General features: G+C 53.7%; 18 protein-coding genes. 12 read left to right on the top strand and 6 right to left on the bottom strand.

The window, feature by feature from the left end; all coding sequences use genetic code 11:
• Positions 1-28 precede the first annotated feature (28 nt).
• Together exbD and exbB are read right to left on the bottom strand one after the other, a co-directional pair.
• Positions 29-451 (bottom strand): TonB system transport protein ExbD, encoded by a 423-nt coding sequence (gene exbD, locus EH207_RS01390; protein WP_137712415.1) that lies wholly within the window; start codon positions 449-451, stop codon positions 29-31.
• Positions 452-456: 5 nt separating this feature from the next.
• Positions 457-1,479, bottom strand: coding sequence for a tol-pal system-associated acyl-CoA thioesterase (gene exbB / locus EH207_RS01385; protein ID WP_246048919.1), 1,023 nt, complete (start codon positions 1,477-1,479; stop codon positions 457-459).
• Positions 1,480-1,847: 368 nt separating this feature from the next.
• On the opposite strand from exbB, the gene metC reads away from it, so the two are divergent.
• From metC to dkgA, 3 genes are all read left to right on the top strand, one after another.
• The gene (gene metC / locus EH207_RS01380; RefSeq protein WP_137712413.1) at positions 1,848-3,041 is read left to right on the top strand and encodes a cystathionine beta-lyase; all 1,194 of its coding nucleotides are present in this window, start codon (positions 1,848-1,850) and stop codon (positions 3,039-3,041) included.
• 227 nt (positions 3,042-3,268) lie between these two features.
• Positions 3,269-3,922 (top strand): DedA family protein, encoded by a 654-nt coding sequence (locus EH207_RS01375; RefSeq protein WP_137712412.1) that lies wholly within the window; start codon positions 3,269-3,271, stop codon positions 3,920-3,922.
• Positions 3,923-4,139: 217 nt separating this feature from the next.
• Complete coding sequence (gene dkgA, locus EH207_RS01370) at positions 4,140-4,967, top strand: 2,5-didehydrogluconate reductase DkgA (RefSeq protein WP_137712411.1); 828 nt, start codon at positions 4,140-4,142, stop codon at positions 4,965-4,967.
• A gap of 63 nt (positions 4,968-5,030) precedes the next feature.
• Here dkgA and EH207_RS01365 read toward each other — a convergent pair whose 3' ends face one another.
• Positions 5,031-5,768, bottom strand: coding sequence for a GntR family transcriptional regulator (locus tag EH207_RS01365; protein WP_137712410.1), 738 nt, complete (start codon positions 5,766-5,768; stop codon positions 5,031-5,033).
• A 612-nt stretch (positions 5,769-6,380) separates the two neighbouring features.
• Between EH207_RS01365 and EH207_RS01360 the strand changes: the two genes are divergently transcribed.
• Positions 6,381-7,838, top strand: a complete 1,458-nt coding sequence (locus EH207_RS01360) for a purine-cytosine permease family protein (protein ID WP_137712409.1) — start codon at positions 6,381-6,383, stop codon at positions 7,836-7,838.
• Positions 7,835-8,770, top strand: a complete 936-nt coding sequence (locus tag EH207_RS01355; RefSeq protein ID WP_137712408.1) for a PfkB family carbohydrate kinase — start codon at positions 7,835-7,837, stop codon at positions 8,768-8,770. Before EH207_RS01360 ends, EH207_RS01355 begins: the two co-directional genes overlap by 4 nt.
• A 129-nt stretch (positions 8,771-8,899) precedes the next feature.
• On the opposite strand, the gene ftsP is transcribed toward EH207_RS01355, so the two are convergent.
• From ftsP to parC, 3 genes are all read right to left on the bottom strand, one after another.
• Positions 8,900-10,315, bottom strand: coding sequence for a cell division protein FtsP (gene ftsP, locus EH207_RS01350; RefSeq protein ID WP_137712407.1), 1,416 nt, complete (start codon positions 10,313-10,315; stop codon positions 8,900-8,902).
• 88 nt (positions 10,316-10,403) lie between these two features.
• Positions 10,404-11,141: a 1-acylglycerol-3-phosphate O-acyltransferase gene (locus EH207_RS01345; RefSeq protein ID WP_137712406.1), complete on the bottom strand. Its 738-nt coding sequence runs from the start codon at positions 11,139-11,141 to the stop codon at positions 10,404-10,406.
• Positions 11,142-11,312: 171 nt separating this feature from the next.
• A complete protein-coding gene (parC, locus tag EH207_RS01340; RefSeq protein WP_137712405.1) occupies positions 11,313-13,583 on the bottom strand; it encodes a DNA topoisomerase IV subunit A in 2,271 nt (756 codons plus the stop codon).
• Positions 13,584-14,042: 459 nt separating this feature from the next.
• Between parC and EH207_RS01335 the strand changes: the two genes are divergently transcribed.
• From EH207_RS01335 to EH207_RS01305, 7 genes are all read left to right on the top strand, one after another.
• Positions 14,043-15,611, top strand: coding sequence for a BglG family transcription antiterminator (locus EH207_RS01335; protein ID WP_137712404.1), 1,569 nt, complete (start codon positions 14,043-14,045; stop codon positions 15,609-15,611).
• A 31-nt stretch (positions 15,612-15,642) separates the two neighbouring features.
• Entirely contained in the window at positions 15,643-16,122 is a 480-nt protein-coding gene (locus EH207_RS01330) for a PTS sugar transporter subunit IIA (RefSeq protein WP_137712403.1), read from the top strand.
• 13 nt (positions 16,123-16,135) lie between these two features.
• Entirely contained in the window at positions 16,136-16,450 is a 315-nt protein-coding gene (locus tag EH207_RS01325; RefSeq protein ID WP_137712402.1) for a PTS fructose transporter subunit IIB, read from the top strand.
• 24 nt (positions 16,451-16,474) lie between these two features.
• Positions 16,475-17,566, top strand: coding sequence for a PTS fructose transporter subunit IIC (locus EH207_RS01320; protein WP_137712401.1), 1,092 nt, complete (start codon positions 16,475-16,477; stop codon positions 17,564-17,566).
• Positions 17,567-17,577: 11 nt separating this feature from the next.
• Positions 17,578-18,429, top strand: coding sequence for a class II fructose-bisphosphate aldolase (locus tag EH207_RS01315; protein WP_137712400.1), 852 nt, complete (start codon positions 17,578-17,580; stop codon positions 18,427-18,429).
• Positions 18,430-18,541: 112 nt separating this feature from the next.
• Positions 18,542-19,402: a ketose-bisphosphate aldolase gene (locus EH207_RS01310; RefSeq protein WP_137712399.1), complete on the top strand. Its 861-nt coding sequence runs from the start codon at positions 18,542-18,544 to the stop codon at positions 19,400-19,402.
• 381 nt (positions 19,403-19,783) lie between these two features.
• A complete protein-coding gene (locus EH207_RS01305; RefSeq protein WP_137712398.1) occupies positions 19,784-20,824 on the top strand; it encodes a CAP-Gly protein in 1,041 nt (346 codons plus the stop codon).
• The last annotated feature ends 138 nt before the right edge of the window (positions 20,825-20,962 follow it).

Here is a 20,962-nt window from a genome sequence, read left to right as displayed (position 1 = left end):
CGCGAATGATTGACTTCTCCATATTGGATTATTTGGCGGCGGATTCCGCCCCAACCAATCCAATCTTGAGATAACCGGCTTTGCGCAGCGCATCCATGACATTCATCATGGTTTCATAATCCACGCTTTTATCTGCCTGAAAAAAGATGGTGGTTTCTTTATTCGCATTGGTAGCGGCATCCAGTACCTGAGCCAGCGACTGCTCACTCACCACGTCATCGCCGACATATAATTGCCTATCGGCTTTCACGGTCAGGTAAACCGGCTTTTCCGGGCGCGGCTGAGGGGCGGCGGAAGATGCAGGCAGGTCAACGCGAATGTCTACCGTCGCCAACGGCGCCGCCACCATAAAGATGATTAGCAGAACCAGCATGACATCAATAAACGGCGTCACGTTGATGTCATGCATCTCGCCATTGTCACTCACATCATCGTTCAAATGCATCGCCATGACACTTATCCCACTCGCAGTTTATGCGCCGATGACGACACGCGATTATCATTGCTGGCGGCAACGTCCAGATCGCGGCTCAACAGCAACAGCACCTGTGCGGCAACATCGCCCAGCAACGCTTTATAGCCGGCAATCCAGCGGGCGAAAACGTTATAAATCACCACCGCAGGGATGGCCGCAATCAAACCGATTGCCGTGGCCAGCAACGCTTCGGCGATCCCCGGCGCGACAACAGCCAGATTGGTGGTCTGCGTTTGCGCGATACCAATGAAGCTGTTCATAATGCCCCACACCGTACCAAATAGCCCGACAAAGGGAGCGACCGCGCCCACCGTCGCCAGATAACCGTTGCCACGCCCCATATGACGCCCTGCCGCCGCAACGCGACGTTCCAGACGAAAAGCGGTACGCTCTTTGATGCCGTTGTTGTCGTCAGAACGGGCGGATAATTCCTGTTCATTCTGCGCATCAACCAGCAGTTGCCGCGCCACACTGCCCGCTTTGAAAGCTTCAGCGGTTTCTGCCGCATCATCCAGCGTTCTGGCCTGTTCCAGCGCCTGATACTCACCACGCAGGCGGCGCTTTGCTCCCATCAGTTCAACGCTTTTACTGAAGAAAATCGCCCAGGTGATGACGGACGCCAACAGAAGGCCGATCATCACTGTTTTCACAACGACATCCGCGTGTTGATACATGCCCCAGACAGACAGATCCGTTCTCATCAGATTGCTCGTCCCCGGCGCGGCGCTCGCAGGAAGCGAGAGCGATGAAGCCGGAGTCGAAGCTAATGCCTCCGGCGTCAGCGTATCCGGCGCCACGGCAGCAGGGGCGGACTGAGTGACGGCCGAGTCCGAATTATCGCCGGAAATAGGCGCTGTCGCAGGGGCCGCGAGCGCATTTCCGCTCAGCCCTGCGCTAAACAGCAGAATAGCCAGTACGCCACGGGAAAATGCGCTGAACGCCCCACGTTTTTTTTGCCAGGCTGATGCCACTTGTTGAGTAATGTTACTGACAGCCATGTTCACGCTGTGCCTCCACCGTTTAATCCATCACTGAATGACGCAGAAATCCGTCTGAAATAATATCAGACCCTGAGTGAATTGATAGTCGTTCTCATTATTATTTACACGCCACAGGCTTTGCTCCCATCTTTTTACCTGCACCGCGTTGATACTTGAAAGACGTTCATCTTCACCTGGCTGGCAGCCCCTTGACACTGCGTAATGGCATTAACGCCTCCCCTTTTTCCCGCCAGACGGAAAAGCGCATCCACGCGCCGTTCAAGCCGTGATAACGTATAAAGCCTGGCAAAGATACCTCCCGCTAATCCATGGTCATACAGGCGTTTTGAATAACCCGGCAGGACCTGAACAGAGAAAAGGTGATATTGGTTATGACAAGCAAAAAAACGGCAACGGCGTTAGTCGCCGCTGGACGCAGCAAGAAATTCACGCAAGGTTCCGTAAACCCGATTATCCAACGCGCTTCCTCCCTGGTCTTCGACACCGTTCAGGATAAAAAACACGCCGCCATCAATCGGGCAAAAGGCGCGCTGTTTTATGGCCGCCGCGGTACGCTGACCCACTTCTCCTTACAGGAGGCGATGACCGAACTGGAGGGCGGCGCGGGGTGCGTACTCTATCCCTGCGGCGCGGCGGCGATCGCCAACGCCATTCTATCTTTCGTTTCGGCGGGCGATCATGTGCTGGTAACCGGCTCCGCCTACGAACCCACGCAAAGTTTCTGTAATACTGTTCTACAAAAGCTGAATGTCGGCACCACCTATTTCGATCCGCTGATTGGCGCGGGCATCAGTGAACTCGTTCAGGAAAATACCCGCGTCGTGTTTCTGGAATCCCCAGGCTCCATCACCATGGAAGTTCATGATGTTCCGGCGATTGTGCAAGCGGCGCGGCGCATTAATCCAGAAATCGTCATTATTATGGATAATACCTGGGCCGCAGGCATTCTGTTCAGGGCGCTGGAATTCGGCATAGATATTTCCGTGCAGTCCGGCACCAAATATATTGTAGGCCATTCCGATGCCATGTTGGGTACGGCCGTTGCCAACCAACGCTGTCTGGAACAACTGCGCGAGCACTCCTACCTGATGGGACAAATGGTAGACGCCGATACCGCCTACATTGCCAGCCGCGGCTTGCGTACGCTGGGCGTCCGCCTGAAACAGCATCAGGAAAGCAGCATTCGCATCGCCAAATGGCTGTCAGAGCGCCCCGACGTGGCGGTCGTTAATCATCCCGCCTTGCCAGAATGTAAAGGCCATGAGTTCTATGTCCGGGATTTCTCAGGGTGTAATGGCCTGTTCTCATTCGTGCTGAAAGATCGTCTGAGCAAAACAGAGTTGGCAAACTATCTGGACCATTTCGAGCACTTCAGCATGGCTTATTCATGGGGGGGATTTGAATCGCTGATCCTGGCCAATCAGCCTGATGAGTTGGCGTCCGTCCGTCCGGTTGCGGGTGTTGATTTTACCGGCACCCTAATTCGATTACATATCGGGCTCGAAGACGTTGACGATCTGATTGAGGATCTGGCCGCGGGTTTTAGCCGAATACAGGCAATATGACGCTCATCACGCCCCATCGCCCGATTTCCCTGCGGCAGGCAAGGCAAGCGTGTATGATAGAGCAGATAAACTTTGGCTGGAACTTTGCTATACCTAACTAAGCCAAAATTGAGCGTTTATCAGGAAGGATAGACGCGCGATCCCGGCTTTGAAATCAGCGTAGGTAAATCAGCGTAGGTTAAGTACGATTGTTTTTTTAAGGCTTAGTCACCTGGCAGGAAAGTAATATGAGCGTGGTTCACGAAATTATTCAGGCGCTATGGCAGCAGGATTTCAGCGCGCTGGCCGATCCCAAAGTCATATGGGTGATTTACGGTATTTTGTTCACCACCTTATTGCTGGAAAATGCTTTGCTGCCGGCCGCCTTTCTACCGGGTGACAGCCTGTTATTACTGACGGGCGCCATGATTGCCAAAGGCGTCATGAGTTTCTTCCCCACCATGATTCTGCTGACCGTGGCCGCCAGCCTCGGTTGTTGGTTCAGCTATCTGCAAGGGCGCTGGCTGGGCGATACCCGGCTGGTGAAAAGCTGGCTGTTACAGTTACCCGCCCACTATCACCAACGTGCCTACCATCTTTTTCATCGCCACGGACTGGTCGCTTTGCTGATCGGCCGTTTTCTGGCTTTTATCCGAACGCTGTTACCGACGATGGCCGGTATTTCTGGTCTGAACAACACCCGTTTTCAGATCTTCAACTGGCTAAGCGGCTTCCTTTGGGTCGGGGGGATCGTGACGCTGGGTTACGCCCTGAGCCAGATTCCGCTGGTAAAACGCCATGAAGATCAGGTGATGACCGCGCTGATCATTCTTCCTATGGTTCTGCTGCTGTGCGGATTGATCGGCATGGCCGTGGTGGTATGGCGTAAAAATAGCGTTTAGTCGCCACGGGAAACCACGCCTCCGGCAATCGACAACGCTTGCCGACCGAAATTATGAAGCGGGTATAAAACATGAAAATGTTTTTCTACTAGAATGAAGCGGCATACCCGTTCTAGTAAGCGGTTCGATATCGCATCGGATCGCGGTATAGATGGGCTGTCAACTCCCGTTAACCACCCGATATCATATTGATTAACGGATGAAAAAGGAGAATGATATGACGCAACCCAAAATTAAACTGGCTGACGGCAATATCATGCCGCAGTTGGGCCTCGGCGTCTGGCAGGCAAGCAATAAAGAAACGGTGGATGCCGTCACTGAAGCCTTAAATACAGGTTACCGCGCCATAGACACCGCGGCGATTTACAACAATGAAGAGAGTGTCGGCCGGGCATTGCAGAATTCGGACCTTCCGCGTGACGCATTATTCATTACGACCAAGCTCTGGAACAGCGATCAGAACGATCCGCAACAGGCGCTGGAAGCCAGCCTGCGAAAACTGCGGCTGGATTATGTGGATTTGTACCTGATTCATTGGCCGCTGCCGCAACAGAACACTTATGTGGAGGCCTGGCGAGGGTTGATTAAGTTACAGGAACAGGGGCTGACCAAAAGCATCGGGGTCAGCAACTTCCATGCTCACCATTTACAGCGTCTGAAAGATGAAACCGGTGTTCTGCCTGTGATTAACCAGATTGAATTGCACCCGCTGTTACAACAACGCACGCTGCATATCTGGAACGTAAACCATCACATTCAAACCGAATCCTGGAGCCCGCTGGCACAAGGCGGCGCAGGCGTCTTCGATCAGCCGATCATCCGCAAACTGGCGACCAAGTACGGCAAAACCCCGGCACAAGTGGTGATCCGCTGGCATTTGGATAACGGGCTGGTGGTGATCCCAAAGTCAGTCACGCCTTCACGTATCCGGGAAAATTTTGACGTGTTCGATTTCCGCCTGGATAAAGACGAGCTAAGCGAAATCGCAAAACTGGACAGCGATAAACGCCTCGGTTCCGATCCTGACGCGCCCGGCAACAATTAATTTTTTTCTTCGCCGGCAAACGGAGACCGTTTGCCGGTATGCCTCCTCCCAGATGGTTCAGTTTCAATCCGCCACCTGAAAGTCATACACATCGCTGCGACAATATATTTCACAATATTCCAGCAGATCGCCATGCGCGTTGTAAGAATGCTGCCGGCATAGCAAGACGGGTGAATCCACAGGAATATGCAAATGTTCGGCGATGTTCGCCGGACACGCCAGCGCCTTCAAACGATAGCGCTTTTTATCCGGGTAAATATTCCGGGCCGCCCAATATTGATAGAGCGAATGTTCAAGTTGCTCAGGCTCCGGCAATAACCCCAGCGGAATCCAGTTGTCTTCCAACGACACCGGCGCGCCGTTGATTAAACGAACGCGCCGTAACTTGGTGGTCAGCGTCTCTGGCGGCAAAGACATTTCCGCCGCTATCGACGCGGGCAACGCCTTTTTGCCCCGCTCAAGCCAGAGATTACCGGCTATCCCACCTTGCTGCATCACCAGGGAGGTAAAGCCGGCCTCATCGGAATCCAACGAATAATTCAGATGTTGACTGATCCGAGTTCCCACGCCTTGCTGACGAACAACCAGCCCTTTCTTTTCCAGCAGCGACATAGAACGGGATACGGTGACGCGCGATAAGCCAAGCTGCTGGGCTATCAACCTTTCAGCAGGTAAAAACTGCCCTGACAAGGTCTTACGCCGTCCGATTTCCGTTTCAAGCAGCGAAGCCAGCCGTATATAACGCGGCGCTGAAGATTGTTCGCTCAGTTGCTTTTGTATCCAAACAAGTAATTCCTGCATATTGCAGCCTTTTATCATTTTACGCCGCTTTCAGCATACGTAATTGTTAAGCATAAATAATGAATCGAACAACATTATCAGAAAAAACTTATTAGGATTGAGATTGGCACTCTTAAGGTATTAAATTGGACTTTCACCCAGGGCGTAATTTTCGTACACTTCTGCAAGAAGCGCCAACACCAGGGGTCATCAGAATGACCAAACAAAAAACACCTCACGACGCCATTTTCGGCTGTCTTTGTTCCCAGTCGGTGACGCGATGAGTGTGTATTCGTGAAGTCCGTGATGCGGCTGCCCCCAAACATATTGCCTGCTTTCTCCAGGCATGGGGTCACAGCCGCACCACTTTTCATCAAAATCCTCGATTTTCATCAAAACTCGCGTTTTCCAATGCCTTTTCCTGCGCGATATCCATGATTTCACGCCTCCACTCGCCGATATTGGAAGAACGAAATCGCTATCTATTGCATCGGCTGGTATTGACATAACTTTATGATACGCTGAGTGCCGATATGAATACGGGAAACGATAATCAAGCCGTTATCGGTTGCATGATGAATTTCCCCTTGCCGCCATTCATGGTAAACCAGGGATAAAAAGGAGCATGCCAGCATGGGCGCAACACAGCAAAAAGACGTGCATTCGCCAGAAAAACACACAGCATCCAACGACGTACCATCACAAAGCAAAACCTGGGAAGTAGAAAATACCGGGATTGATTTAGTGCCGGAATCAGCGCGTACCGGCAAGCCGCTGGCGCTATTCTGGATCTGGTGCGCGGCCAATATCGGGATTCTCGGCATTGTGTACGGCGCGATTATCGTGTCGTTCGGCCTCTCTTTTTTTCAGTCCATCCTTGCGGCCGTTGTCGGCACCGCCAGCTTCGCGCTGGTCGGTTGCACCTCCTTTGCCGGGCAAACCGGCCGGACCTCGACGCTAACGCTCTCCCGCACCATTTTCGGCTTCAAAGGCAACATCGCGCCAACGGCGATGAGCTGGTTTACCCTGATGGGCTGGGAGGCCGTGAATCTCATTACCGGCACGCTGACCTTGTCCGCGTTGTTTGAAGCCACAGGACTCAGCGCCAGTACCACGCTGACGGCGGTTTGTCTGCTCTTGTTCGGCGGGCTGACCATCGCCGTCAGTATTTTGGGACAGAATACGCTGATCTTTTTGCAAAGCTGGATCACCCGGATTTTCGGCACGATGACGCTGGTAGTGGTCATCTATATTCTGTTCAATACGCCGTGGCACACCGTGCTGTCGCTGCCGTCAGGCAACTGGCTGACCGGCTTCCTGCCCGCGGTTTCCGTCATTGCCGCCGGAACCGGCGTCGGCTGGACCATCGCCGGCGCCGACTACAGCCGTTATCAAAGCCCGTCGTCCAGCCGCCGCAGCGTATTTTCCGCCGTGGTCGGCGGCGCGGCGTTCCCGTTGATACTGCTGATGCTGGCGGGCATCCTGCTGTCGTCACAACTGCCCGGCCTCACGAGTTCCGCCAATCCGATTGCCCTGATCGGCACCGTGCTGCCCGCCTGGATGTCAGTGCCTTATCTGTTGACCGCAACGGCGGGGATTGTGACGATTGCCGTGCTCAGCCTCTATTCCGCCAGCCTTAACCTGCTGACCATCGGCGTAAAAGTACGCCAGTCTGTCGCCGTCGCGTTTGACGCCGTGCTGGTGGTCGGCGTCGCTATCTATGTGCTGTTTATTTCCGGTGATTTCCTGACGCCGTTTATCTCCTTTCTGATTTTCTGCGGCCTGTTTCTTGGTCCGTGGTGCGCGGTATTTATCCTTGATTATCTTTGGATTCGCCAGCGCCACGGTTATAACGCCGACGCGGTTTTTGGTCTGAATGGCAAAAATCTTGGCGTACGCTGGGTGCCGCTGTTCTGCTGGCTGCTGGGCGCGATTTCCGGTTTGATGGTCACCAAAACCGGCTTCATCGACGGGCCGCTGGCAATCGGTATTTTTGCCAACTCCAGCCTCGGCCTGTTTGTCTCTTTCGCGATTAGCCTGGTCACCTACTGGCTCTACCTGCTGGTTACCCCGAAGGCGAAACAGATATGACAGCCTTTGTACCTGAACGCCCCATTGTCGTTATCGGCGGCGCCTGCGGCGATATGCTGCTGGCGCTGCCGCGTCTCCCCGTCAGCGGGGAAGATGTCGAAGGCAAGGATTTGGGGCAGCAGATTGGGGGCTGCGCCTTTAACGTGGCCCGCGTGCTGTTCCGCCTCAATGTCCCGATCATCAACGGCATGCCCGTCGGCAACGGTTCCTGGGGCAAAGCCGTTGAAGCCGCCATGACGGAGATGAATCTGCCCGTGTTGTTACGCAATACGGAAATGGATAATGGCTGGTGCATTGCCATGACGGAACCGGATGGCGAGCGCACGTTCATCGGTATCACCGGATGCGAAGCGCATTGCAGCCGTGAACTGCTGCAACAGCTGACGCCACCGGAAAATGCGTTGCTCTATGTGAACGGCTACGAGCTGTTTGGCGAGGGGGGACAGGCATTACGCGAATGGATACTGGAACAGCCGCAGAAAAAGCTGGTGGATTTCGGGCCACGTCTTCCGTTCATTCCGCCAGAATTTATTACCGCTCTGTCCGGCACCGATACCATACTGACCTTGAACCGTGATGAGACAAAACAGCTATGCGGGGAAGGCGATCCGGTTTCACAAGCCTGGCTTTACGCGCAGCGCAGCGGGTTAATGCTGATCTGTAGAATGGATAAGGAAGGCGCCTGGATTTGCCCGCCAGACGGCGAACCGACGGCCATCGCCGCCTACCCGGTCAGCGTCGTGGATACCATTGGGGCTGGCGATGCGCACAGCGGCGGCCTGCTGGCAGGACTATCGGCAGGCTGGCCGCTGCCGGACGCCGTCGATCTGGCTAACCGGGTCGCTGCCTGCGTGATTGCCGGCCAGGGCGCGGCAGGCGCGCCGGACTGGGGGACATTGCGTCGCCACTTCCCGGATTCTCGGCTGCCGTAATCAGATCCATTCCGCGCAAGCTGGCATTTTTCAGGCGGGCCATCCTTGCCGCCACCGTTCAAGCCGTCGCCAGCGGCGTTGCAAACCGCGACGGCGATTTTTTACACCTGACGCCAGGATACGGCCATTTCAGGCAGACGGCTGCACGATCAACTGCCCGGCGGAGCCGCGGTCAGCCAATTCCAGCGTCTGGCTGTAATACAGGAACGGAAATGCCAGTGATGAAGGCTGGGTGAAATAAACCAGCAATTCAACATCTTCATCAACCCAGACGGTATCTTTCCAGCCGCTGTCCTCGTTCGCCACAGCCACGCCATTCACGCTGCGCACCAGAAACTTCACGCCTTGTATATGAAATGACTGCGGCACATCGGCATGGATCAGCCAACGTTCGCAACGGCCAAACTGTGTTTGCACATCCATTCGGGTCATATCCCATATGGCGCCATTAATGCCCGGCAGCCTGTCGCCCAGACGAAATTCGCGCGTACGGCTGATGCCGCCTTCAATGATGTTATCCGCCAGCAAGCGCATCGGCAGATTGTCGGTCACCAACGGCAGTAATCCCGTTGGTTTGAGCGTTAAAACCCGGGTTGAAATCAGAATGCCGGAAGGCTCAAACAAACCGCGCAGGCGATCCATGATCCCGGCGGATTCGCCCGCCGTCAGCGTCACCTCACCGCCCTGAGCCATGTCAATCAGGACTTCCCGCCGTTCTCCGGGCGCAAGCGAGATCTGATTCATCGCCATCGGCGCGGGCAGAAACCCCTGATCGCTGGCAATAACATGCATCGCACGCCCATCGCTCAAACGCATCACATAACGGCGGGCATTGGAGGCATTCAGCAACCTTAAACGAACCCAGCCGCGAGACACTTCCACAAACGGATTCTGCACGCCATTCACCAGCAGGGTATCGCCCATGAATCCCCCGTTTGCCGGCGGGTTGTAAATCGGCACGCCAAAATTATCCAGACGTTTGTCCTGAATAATCAACGGAAAATCATCAACGCCGTAGTGATTGGGAAGCGGGAGCGATTTGCTGATGCTGTCTTCAACCAGCCACATCCCCGCCAGCCCGTTATAGATATGCTGCGCCATGCGGTTCGGCGTATTGGCGTGATACCAGCAGGTCGCGGACGGCTGGCGAATCGGCAGAACCGGCGACCAGTCCGCGCCCGGCGAGATGATGCGGGCGGCCCCGCCCATCAGGGAGCCGGGAACCTGTAATCCGCCCACCGTCATCGCCACGGGTTCATTCAGCCGATTGCTGTAAATCAGCTTAACGTCATCCCCGTCATACACCCGTACCGTGGGGCCCAAATACCGGCCGTTGATTCCCCATACCGAGGTTTTTTGGACGCCGCTAAAGGCCCAGCGCGCGCGTTGCATCGTCAGAAACAAGGGTTGCCCCCGGCGCGATTCCAGCAACGGCGGAATCGGTAACGCACCGGGGATTTGATTTGCTTTCACCCCCAATGGCGTCATACCCGCACACAACGCAACCCCCGATGCCTGAATAAACTGACGCCGGCTGAGTGACATAATGACTCCGTAAATCTGTTAAACCGTTTGCAAAGTTTAGCTTCCGTTAACTTATCTGGAAGAAATAGCTATTGGACCTGTATAAGAATTATTTTTTTTCCGCCGCGTCGCGTGCCGCAACTTCCGCGTCCAATTGAGCCAGTTTAGCGGCCATCAGATCGTGGCAATGCGCAGCCAGTTCACGAACCTGCTCTTTGGTGTACGCACGGGTATCAATTGGCGGGAGCATTTCCACGATCACGTGGCCGTTGTTCCAACGATTCAACTTCACTTTGTGGCTGGTAGTCGAAATACAAATCGGCACAATCGGCACTTCCGCAGCGATCGCCGCATGAAACGCGCCGGTTTTAAACGGCAGCAGACCGCGTCCGCGGCTGCGCGTCCCTTCGGGGAACATCCAGATGGAAATGTTGTGCTCTTTAATGTGTTTCACCACCTGAGCGATGGTGCCATGCGCTTTGGTCCGATTTTCACGGTCAATCAGCAGGTTGCCCGTCAGCCAGTACAGCGGGCCAAAGAACGGTATCCACAACAGGTTTTTTTTTCCAACGGTGACCGTACGCGGTTGAACCGCATTTGAGGCGGTGACCATATCGTAATTATTCTGGTGATTCGCGATATAGATACAGTTACCGTAATGCGCGGCCTCTTCAGGGATGCGTAACTCAACCTTTAAACCGAAAACCACCGACAAGCGTCCGAACAGGCGGCCAAATGTCGAGACATGATTGGGATTTCTAGGGCTGAAAAGGCAGTAAATAGAGCCAAAAATACAGATTAGAAGTGAAAATATAATCACCACAATAAAACGAAGAAGGAATAACATAACAACCTCATTAGCCAACCCGACCGCCGCCGCTAGTATAGCGATTTCGCTACAAAAAACACGGTGATCCTTTTTGCAACAGATTGGCGTTCCGGTAATCAGATAATATTCGAAGGGATCGGCGATACCGGGCGAGGACGCCTTACGCATCCTTGTCCCAGTGCGGATAATTTATTCTTCGCCGGCGGCGTCGCCAGCCTGTTTCGGCGCATCCACATCAATACGATCGATGCGTTGCAGGCCGCGCAGCAGTGTCCCCTTACGACCCCGTTCAGACTGGTATTTCTGTAGCTCATTGGCACGCAGCACCAGCTTGCGCTTGCCGAAGTACAGCGTTACCGACGCCTGTGGCGGCAGCGGCAACAGCCAGGACAGGCGATCTTTGCCGCTGGCAAAATCCGCGGCAGAAATCGACACGATTTTGTTGCCTTTACCTTTCGACAACTGCGGCAAGTCGGAAACCGGGAACAGCAACATCCGGCCTGCGGCGGTAATCGCCATCAGCAGGTTGTCGTCTCCGTTGATTTCAATCGGCGTAAGCGCTTTCGCATTATCCGGCAGGGTAATGATCGCCTTGCCCGCGCGATTGCGCGCGACCAGATCGTTAAAGGTGCAGACGAACCCATATCCGGCATCCGAAGCCATCAACAACGGCTGATCGTCCGCCGCCATCAACACCTGCTCAATGGTCGCGCCCGGCGGCGGCGTCAGCTTGCCCGTCAACGGCTCGCCCTGACCACGGGCGGAAGGCAGCGTGAGCGGGTCCAGCGCATAGCTGCGGCCGGTGGAATCGATAAACACCACCGGCTGGTTGCTTTTCCCTTTGGCGGCGGCCCGGAAGCTATCGCCCGCTTTATAACTCAGCCCGGCAGGATCGATATCGTGCCCCTTGGCGCTACGCACCCAGCCCATTTCCGACAGCACAATCGTCACCGGTTCACAAGGCACGAAATCGTGCTCGCTCATGGCTTTCGCTTCGCCGCGCTCATGCAGCGGCGAGCGACGCTCGTCGCCATAGGCTTGCGCATCCGCCTGAATCTCTCTCTTCAACAGGTTGCTGAGTTTACGCTCCGACGCCAGCAACGCCTGAAGTTGATCGCGCTCTTTCGCCAAATCATCCTGCTCGCCCCGGATTTTTATCTCTTCCAGTTTGGCCAAATGGCGTAATTTCAACTCCAGAATCGCTTCGGCCTGCGTTTCACTCAGGCTGAACTGCCGCATCAGCACCGGTTTGGGTTCGTCTTCCGTACGGATGATATGAATCACTTCATCGATATTCAGAAACGCCACCAGCAAACCTTCGAGGATATGCAGACGCTTGAGCACTTTTTCCAGCCGGTAGTTGAGACGGCGGCGCACGGTGTCGCGCCGGAATACCAGCCATTCGCTCAGGATTTCGACCAGCCCTTTCACGCCGGGACGACCATCCAGACCGATCATATTCATATTGACGCGGTAGCTTTTTTCCAAATCGGTGGTGGCGAACAGGTGGTTCATCACCAGATCGAGATCGATTCGGTTGGAGCGCGGCACCAACACCAGACGGGTGGGGTTTTCGTGATCGGATTCATCACGTAAATCTTCAATCATCGGCAGTTTCTTGGCGCGCATCTGGCTGGCAATCTGCTCCAACACTTTGGCGCCAGAAACCTGGTGAGGCAGCGCCGTGATCACTACCTCGCCGTCTTCTTTCTTCCAGATGGCGCGCATGCGAACCGAACCGCGGCCATTCTGGTAGATCTTGCGCACGTCCTCACGCGGCGTAATGATTTCCGCTTCGGTGGGGAAATCCGGCCCCTGAACGTGCTGTAACAAATCTTCCAGCGACGCGTCCGGTTTTTCGATCAGCGCCACCGCTGCGGCGGCGACTTCACGGATATTGTGCGGCGGAATGTCTGTCGCCATACCGACCGCGATACCCGTCGTACCGTTCAGCAGGATGTTGGGCAGACGAGCAGGCAGCATCTTCGGTTCCTGCATCGTGCCATCAAAGTTCGGCACATAGTCGACCGTCCCCTGCCCCAGTTCCCCAAGCAGCACCTCCGCATATTTGGACAGCCGCGATTCGGTGTAACGCATGGCCGCGAACGACTTCGGATCGTCCGGCGCGCCCCAGTTTCCCTGCCCGTCCACCAACGGATAACGGTAGGAGAACGGCTGCGCCATTAATACCATCGCTTCATAGCAGGCGCTGTCGCCGTGCGGATGGTATTTACCCAGCACGTCGCCGACCGTACGCGCGGATTTTTTGAATTTGGCGCTGGCATTCAGGCCCAGCTCCGACATGGCATACACGATACGGCGCTGTACCGGTTTCAGACCATCGCCGATGAACGGCAGCGCCCTGTCCATGATGACGTACATGGAATAGTTCAGATACGCATTTTCAGTAAACGTATGCAGCGCAAGGCTTTCTGCGCCGTCATGAGTCATCTCACTCATTTATTTCACTTTCCTCACATCGCGGCGCGATTAAAACGCTTTCCGACACGCCCAACGGCGGTCTGTTTGGCGGGAATAGTACCTTATCTGATGATGTTCTGTCACAGAGAACCGGGAGCATAGGGTCGAAAGCGCGCCGGTCTTCATTTAATCGCGCCAATATTTTTATTCCCCCCACCATTATGGAAAAAATAATTAATATGCAGGCCAGATCACAGTTATTTATTTTAGTGCGTAATGTGATCGTGCGCTCAATTAATGGACATGAAACGTCATGTTTTAATTATGTCCCATCCGGCGGACACCATTTAGTATTGTCGTGATTCACTATCGCGACTAGATTAATCATTACAGAACCACCTTAAGAAACACAATAAAAAGAACAGAAAGGAAATAAGTTAAAAAAAACTAATCGAACCATAAGCATCAGAAATCTAACATTCATGACAGAAGGGTAATATGATGCAACCACTTACTTCTCGACAGAACCGGTTATTAAAATATCTGTTACAGCACCAGGAGTATGTAACGGTTAATAATATTGCACATTATCTGGATGTGTCGGAAAAGACGGTCTATCGTGATATGCAATTTATTGAAGCCTTCCTTTCTGTGTGGAATATTTATCCAGACAAAAAGGTCGGCGCGGGAATAATGTTAACCGCTGACGACGAGCGGCGTTTAACCCTGCTGGAACAGCAAATTGTGGTGGATGACGGCGATTCCGATGCGCTGACCAACAATGCCCGCCGGGTCAAAATCGCCTCGCAATTGTTAAGCGACACGCCTCGTGAAACGTCAATCAGTAAACTGTCAGAACGCTATTTTATCAGCGGCGCCTCCATCGTTAACGATCTCAAAATCATTGAAAGCTGGCTGCGCCCGCTGGGATTGACACTGGTTCGCAGCCAGAGCGGTACGCATATTGAAGGCAGCGAAAACCGCGTGCGGCAGGCCATGGCATGGTTAATCAATAGCGTCATGCATCACAAAGAACCCGGCCCGCTTAGCCATTCCCGCCTCGATCCCGGCAGCTATAAAGCGCTGATAAACTATTTCGGCGAAGGCGACGTCTCCTTTGTGCAATCACTGTTGCAGGAGATGGAGCGGCAGCTCTCCTATCCGCTCGGCGAACTCTATTACATTAATATTTTCACCCACACCTTAATAATGATGCACCGCATCGCGGTGGGAAAAGCGTTAATAATGAATGAAGAGACAACCCATCAACAGGTGGATAACCGGATCTTTTCCATTGCGAAAAAGATGGTCGACAAAATAGAACACCGCGTTGATAACCGTTTACCTTCCGATGAAGTCTGGTTTATTTATCAATATATTATTTCCTCCGGTATTGTCATGGAAGAACGTGCGGATAATCAGCCTGTTCGCCATCCATTTTCCAACGGAGAATCGCGCCAGATCACACGCGCGCTTATTCAGGCATTTTCCGATTTAATCAATATGGATTTAGGCACCGACAAACTGTTGCATGAAGGACTGCTTATTCACATCAAACCGTTGCTCAACCGATTAAAATATCAGATTCATATTCGTAATCCTTTATTAGAGGATATCAGGCAAGAATTTCAGGATATTTATCAAATGTCCCGTCAGGCAATGAATGAAGTCTGTGAGCAATTTCAATTAAAAACCATTGCCGATGATGAAATCGGCTACCTGACCATTCATTTCCAGGCCGCATTGGAGCGGCAAATCGCCCATAAGCGTATTCTGGTGGTCTGTTCCAGCGGCGTCGGCACCTCGCACCTGTTAAAGAGCCGTATTCTGAGAGCGTTTCCCGACTGGATTATTGTCGGCGTCGTCTCGGCCGGTAATATGGCGGCTTTTTGCCAGCAGGAAGATATTGAACTGATTATTTCCACCATTCATTTAGAAGAGCAGAAAATACCGATTGTTTATGTTTCGGCCTTTTTTAATGACGACGACATCAAACGGGTCACCGAAAAAGTCATCGCCAATAAATTGCATCAGGCCGCGCCTCAGTGTTCCTCAGCCGATCATTAATTTCCTTAAATTTACCGATGAGGTGTGATTAATGGATATCAACAAAATACTCAATCCCAACCGTGTGAAATTAAGCATGTCCGCAACCAATAAAGATGAGGCGATTAATGAATTAACCGAGCTGTTATATGCCGATGGCGCCATTACCAGCAAACAGGCGTTTATTCACGATGTGTGGTTACGCGAGGCCGAAGGCTCCACCGGGTTTGAAAACCATATTGCGATCCCGCATGGAAAATCCTCCGCCGTAAAACAAACCACGCTGGCTATCGGCCGCACCCGACAGGATATTCCCTGGGAAACGCTGGACGGCACTAAAGTCCGCTGCATTATTCTTTTTGCCGTGCGTCTGGAAGATCAGAACACGACACACATTCGCCTGCTGTCTCAGGTGGCCAGCGCGCTGGCCGACGATGAGGTGATCGCTCGACTGTTAAATGAAACCGATCCCCATAAGATTATTCGCCTGTTTAGTCAGTATGCCGAAACCGCCCCCGTAAACCCGACATAAGACGAGGCTCAAAATGAATATTGTTTGTGTTGCCGCCTGCACAGCGGGTATTGCGCATACCTATATCGCGCGCGAGAAATTAATCAAAGGCGCCAACGCCTTAAATTACGCAATTAAAGTGGAAACTCAGGGCACCATCGGTACAGAAAATGAATTAACGCCCGATGAAATTGCCGCGGCCGATGTCGTTATCCTGGCCGTCGATATCAAAATAAAAGGAGAGGAGCGATTCAAAGGTAAACCTATCGTCCGGGTAAAAACGGAAATTGTTATTAAATCTCCAGTCAAGTTTCTGGAAAAAGTCGCGAGTTCTTTAACGCGCGCCTGAATATTAATTTTCGGGGTAACGATGATGAACACCAGAACAAATACAGTTGGACAGGAAATAAAACGCCATCTCCTTACCGGTATTTCCTGGATGATTCCGCTAATTGTCGCCGCCGGTATTTGTATCGCGCTCGGTCAGGTGATTGGCGGCCCCAGCGTGGCGGAAAAAACCGGCAGCCTGGCATGGATGCTGAACCAGATTGGCGGCTGGGGCATGGGTCTGATCGTTCCCTTGATCAGCGCGGCCATTGCTTACTCGATCGCCGACCGCCCCGGTTTCGCGCCCGGCCTGATCGTCGGCTTTATCTGCGGCCAGATTCAGACCGGGTTTATCGGCGGTATCCTCGGCGGCTTTCTGGTCGGCTACACCGTACTGCTTCTGCGCCGCTATATTAAACTTCCCGTTTCCATGCAGGGCTTGATGCCCATCATGATCCTGCCGCTGCTCGGCACCATTATCGCGGGCTTGCTGATGATGACGTTTATCGGCCAGCCTATCGTCTGGCTACAAAAAGCGCTGATCCAACTGCTTGAATCCATGCAGGGCGGCTCGAAATTCCTGATGGGGGCGATTCTGGGGGCGATGGCGACATTTGACTTCGGCGGGCCGGTGAATAAAACCATGTCGCTGTTCGCCGACGGCATGCTGGTAGACGGTATTTACGGCCCGGAAGCCGTCAAATTTGTCGGTTCCATCATCCCACCCTTTGGCATCACGCTCTCTTTCCTGCTGACCCGCCACAAATACACCCGCGCGGAAAAAGAGGCGCTGAAAGCCGCATTCCCCATGGGAATCTGCATGATCACCGAAGGCGTGATCCCGATTGCCGCCCGCGACCTGATCCGGGTGGTAGCCAGTTGCGTCGTCGCCTCGGCCATCGCCGGCGGGCTGATTATGGTCTGGGGAGTGGAAGCGCCGGTGCCGCACGGCGGTATGTTTGTGGTTCCACTGTTTACCAGGCCGCTGATGTTCTGTCTGGCGTTGGGGATCGGTACGGTGATTTGCGGCGTGATGCTCTCGCTGCTCAAGAAACGCGTGACGCAGGCAGATGAAGAGTTTGACGATACCGACGATCACACCGTGCGTGATGAAGATATTAAGTTCACCCTCGAATGAAAGGAGCCGTTATGTATGCCCCGATGAAAGCCCTCATTGATGACGCGTATCAACGGCAGTATGCCGTGCTCGCCATTAACTGCTTCAACCTGGAGACGGCGCGAGCGGCGATCGCCGCCGCCGAACAACAACGCGCCCCGCTGATCCTCAATGTCTACCAGGGACACTGCCGGCATTTTCCGCCGCACCTCGCCGTGCCGCTGGTCAGCGCCCTGGCGCAGCAGGCCGCCGTTCCGGTTGCGTTGAGTCTGGATCATGGCAAAGCGTTCGATCTGATAGGCCAGTCATTCCGCGCCGGTTTTACCGGCCTGATGATCGATGCGTCCAGCCATCCGCTGGAGGAGAACATCCGTCAGACGCGGCAGGTGGTGCAAATGGCCGCCACCGCCGGGGTCTGCGTGGAAGGGGAACTCGGACATATCGCCGATGCGACGGTGTACGATCTTGACGACGCCGCCGTAAAGATGACGCAGGTGGAAGAGGTCACGCCCTTTATTCGTCAGACCGGCATCGATCTGCTCGCGGTATCGGTCGGCACCGCCCACGGGGTTTATCCGCCCGGCGTGACGCCCCGGATCGACTATGAGCGTCTCGATGCCCTGCATCGGGCGTCGCCGCTTCCGCTGGCGCTGCACGGCGGCAGCGGCACCAAAGCCGACGATATCCGCCGGGTAAGTCGTCACGGCGTGGCGAAAATCAATGTCGGCGCGGCAGTCTTTGAGGCGGGAAAAGCCACGTTACAGCAGGCGCTGCAACAGCATCCCGAGACTGAACTGGCGGATTTACTGGCCATGATGGAATCCGCCTGCCGGGAGGTGGTTTGCGACTATCTCAGTTGGTCCGGCGCAGCAAATCAAGCGTAACGGCCGATCGTCGCCCGTTTTCACCGCCCACCGTTTTATGTAAGACATATCAGTGAATCCTCACTGATACGGGGAAACGCTACCTATCGTCCACCATCAGGGGAGACAAAACATGTTGATTTCCATGCACGAAATGCTGAAACCCACCCGCGAACACCGTTTTGCCATCGGCGCGTTTAACGTCGCCGATAGCTGCTTTATCCGCGCCGTGGTGGAAGAGGCTGAATCAACCAACACACCCGCCATTATTTCCATACATCCCAGCGAGCTGGAATTTGTTACCGATACGTTCTTTGCCTATGTCCGCGAACGAACCCTGCGCAGCCCGGTGCCGTTTGTCATTCATCTCGACCACGGCGCTTCCATAGCGCACGTTCAGCGGGCGATTCAGTGCGGGTTTACCTCCGTCATGATTGACGGCTCGCTGCTGCCTTATGAAGAGAATGTGGCGCTGACGGCCGAAGTGGTCAAACTGGCGCACGCCGTCGGCGTTTCCGTTGAGGGGGAACTCGGCACCATTGGCGATACCGGCACCACGATAGAGGGCGGCGTCAGTAAAGTGATTTATACCGATCCTCAACAGGCGGAAGATTTCGTCGACCGGACAGGCGTTGATACGCTGGCGGTGGCAATCGGCACCGCGCACGGCATCTACCCGAAAGACCTGAAACCGGAGCTGCAAATGCATATCCTGCGTGACATCTCGCAACGGGTGTCTATCCCGCTGGTTCTGCACGGCGGCTCCGCCAACCCGGACGCCGAGATTGCCGAAGCCGTAACGCTCGGCGTGGGCAAGATCAACATCTCCAGCGATATGAAATACGCCTATTTTAAAAAAGCGCGTGAAATCCTCAGCCGTGAAACCTGGTGGGACCCCAATGCCATCTACCCGGAACCCATCAAGGCAGCCAAAAAGGTCATCCGCGATAAAATGGCGCTGTTCGGTTCGACGGGGAAAGCCAGTTTGTATTGATTCCACCGCCGGATAGCCCAAGACAGGGAGCTGCGGCTCCCTGAAACCTTGACGGAAACCCCTTACCCCGACTTGATTCTCCCTTCCGGGGCGATAAGGGGTTTCACCAGAAACACTGAAGAGTAATATTAATAATGCTAATTATTTTTAATAGTATATTTACAGCTTTCGTCCTGAAAAAATATTACCCATTACTGATATTGTTATTTTTTACCATTTCAACACATTGAATATTATTAATTTAATTATCAAAACTTGCTTGTTTTCTCTCACACCGCCTTGTTTTTTCAATCGCGACTATACTTCATTTTGCCTAATGATTTTACCTTGTATTGCAAGGCGTTGACAGATTGAAAATAACAGTTTCTAGAGGGGGTTGGTATGAGTATTCCGAATGATTTACAGGTGACAAAAAAAATATCTTGGGGAAGTATCATTGGCGGTGTAGTGACCGTGTTGGCCGTTTCATTATTACTTTCTACGCTCGGCACCGGTTTGGGGTTTGCGATTGTCGATCCGTTGTCTGACGAGCCAGTTAACGGGGTGGGAACTACCGTCCTGATCTGGTCCGCCTTGTCCATCATTGTCAGTCTGGCCGCAGGGGCATTTGTTGCCGGGCGGCTGGCGGCGGTTGATGGCTTGATTCATGGCTTTCTTGTCTGGGCAACGGCGCTGCTCGTGGCCGCTGTTTTAGGCAGCATGCTGCTTGGCGGCGCGTTGAAAGCCACCGGTAATGCGCTCGGATCACTGGCATCATTAACGGGCAGCGTCATTTCTGGTGCGGGTTCCACCCTCGGGGGCGGGATGCAAAGCCTGACCAATCTGGGCGGCAAGGCGTTTGATGGCCTTGATCTCAATACGACGCTACAGCCTGAACAAATGACCAATGAAGTGGCGGAGGCATTGCGCAACAGCGACATTGAGTCATTGCATCCAGACTATATGCAAAAACAGTTGGAAGGTGCGAAAACCGAGATCGGCGAAGCGATAAAAGCCATGGCGGTCAACCCGGATAACAGCGACGCGATTGTACAAAGTTTGCTCGGCAAACTGAAAAAGCGTGGTGAAGCCCTAGCACAAGACGTCGACCGTAATAGCTTGACCAAAGCGCTGTCAGAAAACACGTCCATGACCCAGGAAGAAGTGAATCAAACCGTTGATAATCTGATTGAAGCCAAGAATAAAACCGCCCGGTTGGTCAACCAGCGGCTGAATGATGTCGGAGCCCGCATTGAGCAAGCCAAACAGCAGTATACCGAACTGAAACAAAAAGCCCGCGAACAAGCGGCCGCCGCCGCGTCTGCCGCCGCACAAGCCGGGTTTTGGTCGTTCTTTGCCCTGCTGATCGGCGCCATTGTGAGCGTAATGGCCGGACTATGGGGCGTTAAAACCCATAGCAAATACCGCTCCATTGAGCATTAATGCGTCTATGTTGAAAAGCTAAATCTGTTCGAGATCGCCGCAGTAAACACAGGCTCCAGCAATGGAGCCTGTGTTTTTATGGTCATTCCCTTCGCTATTCACCCGCGCATTACCGGCCGATCACCTCTCGCCTAAAAC

It is taken from the genome of Brenneria rubrifaciens (assembly GCF_005484945.1).
Lineage (GTDB): Bacteria > Pseudomonadota > Gammaproteobacteria > Enterobacterales > Enterobacteriaceae > Brenneria > Brenneria rubrifaciens.
Note: the sequence above shows the minus strand (reverse complement) of the source record. Positions and strands in the feature narration are given on the sequence as shown.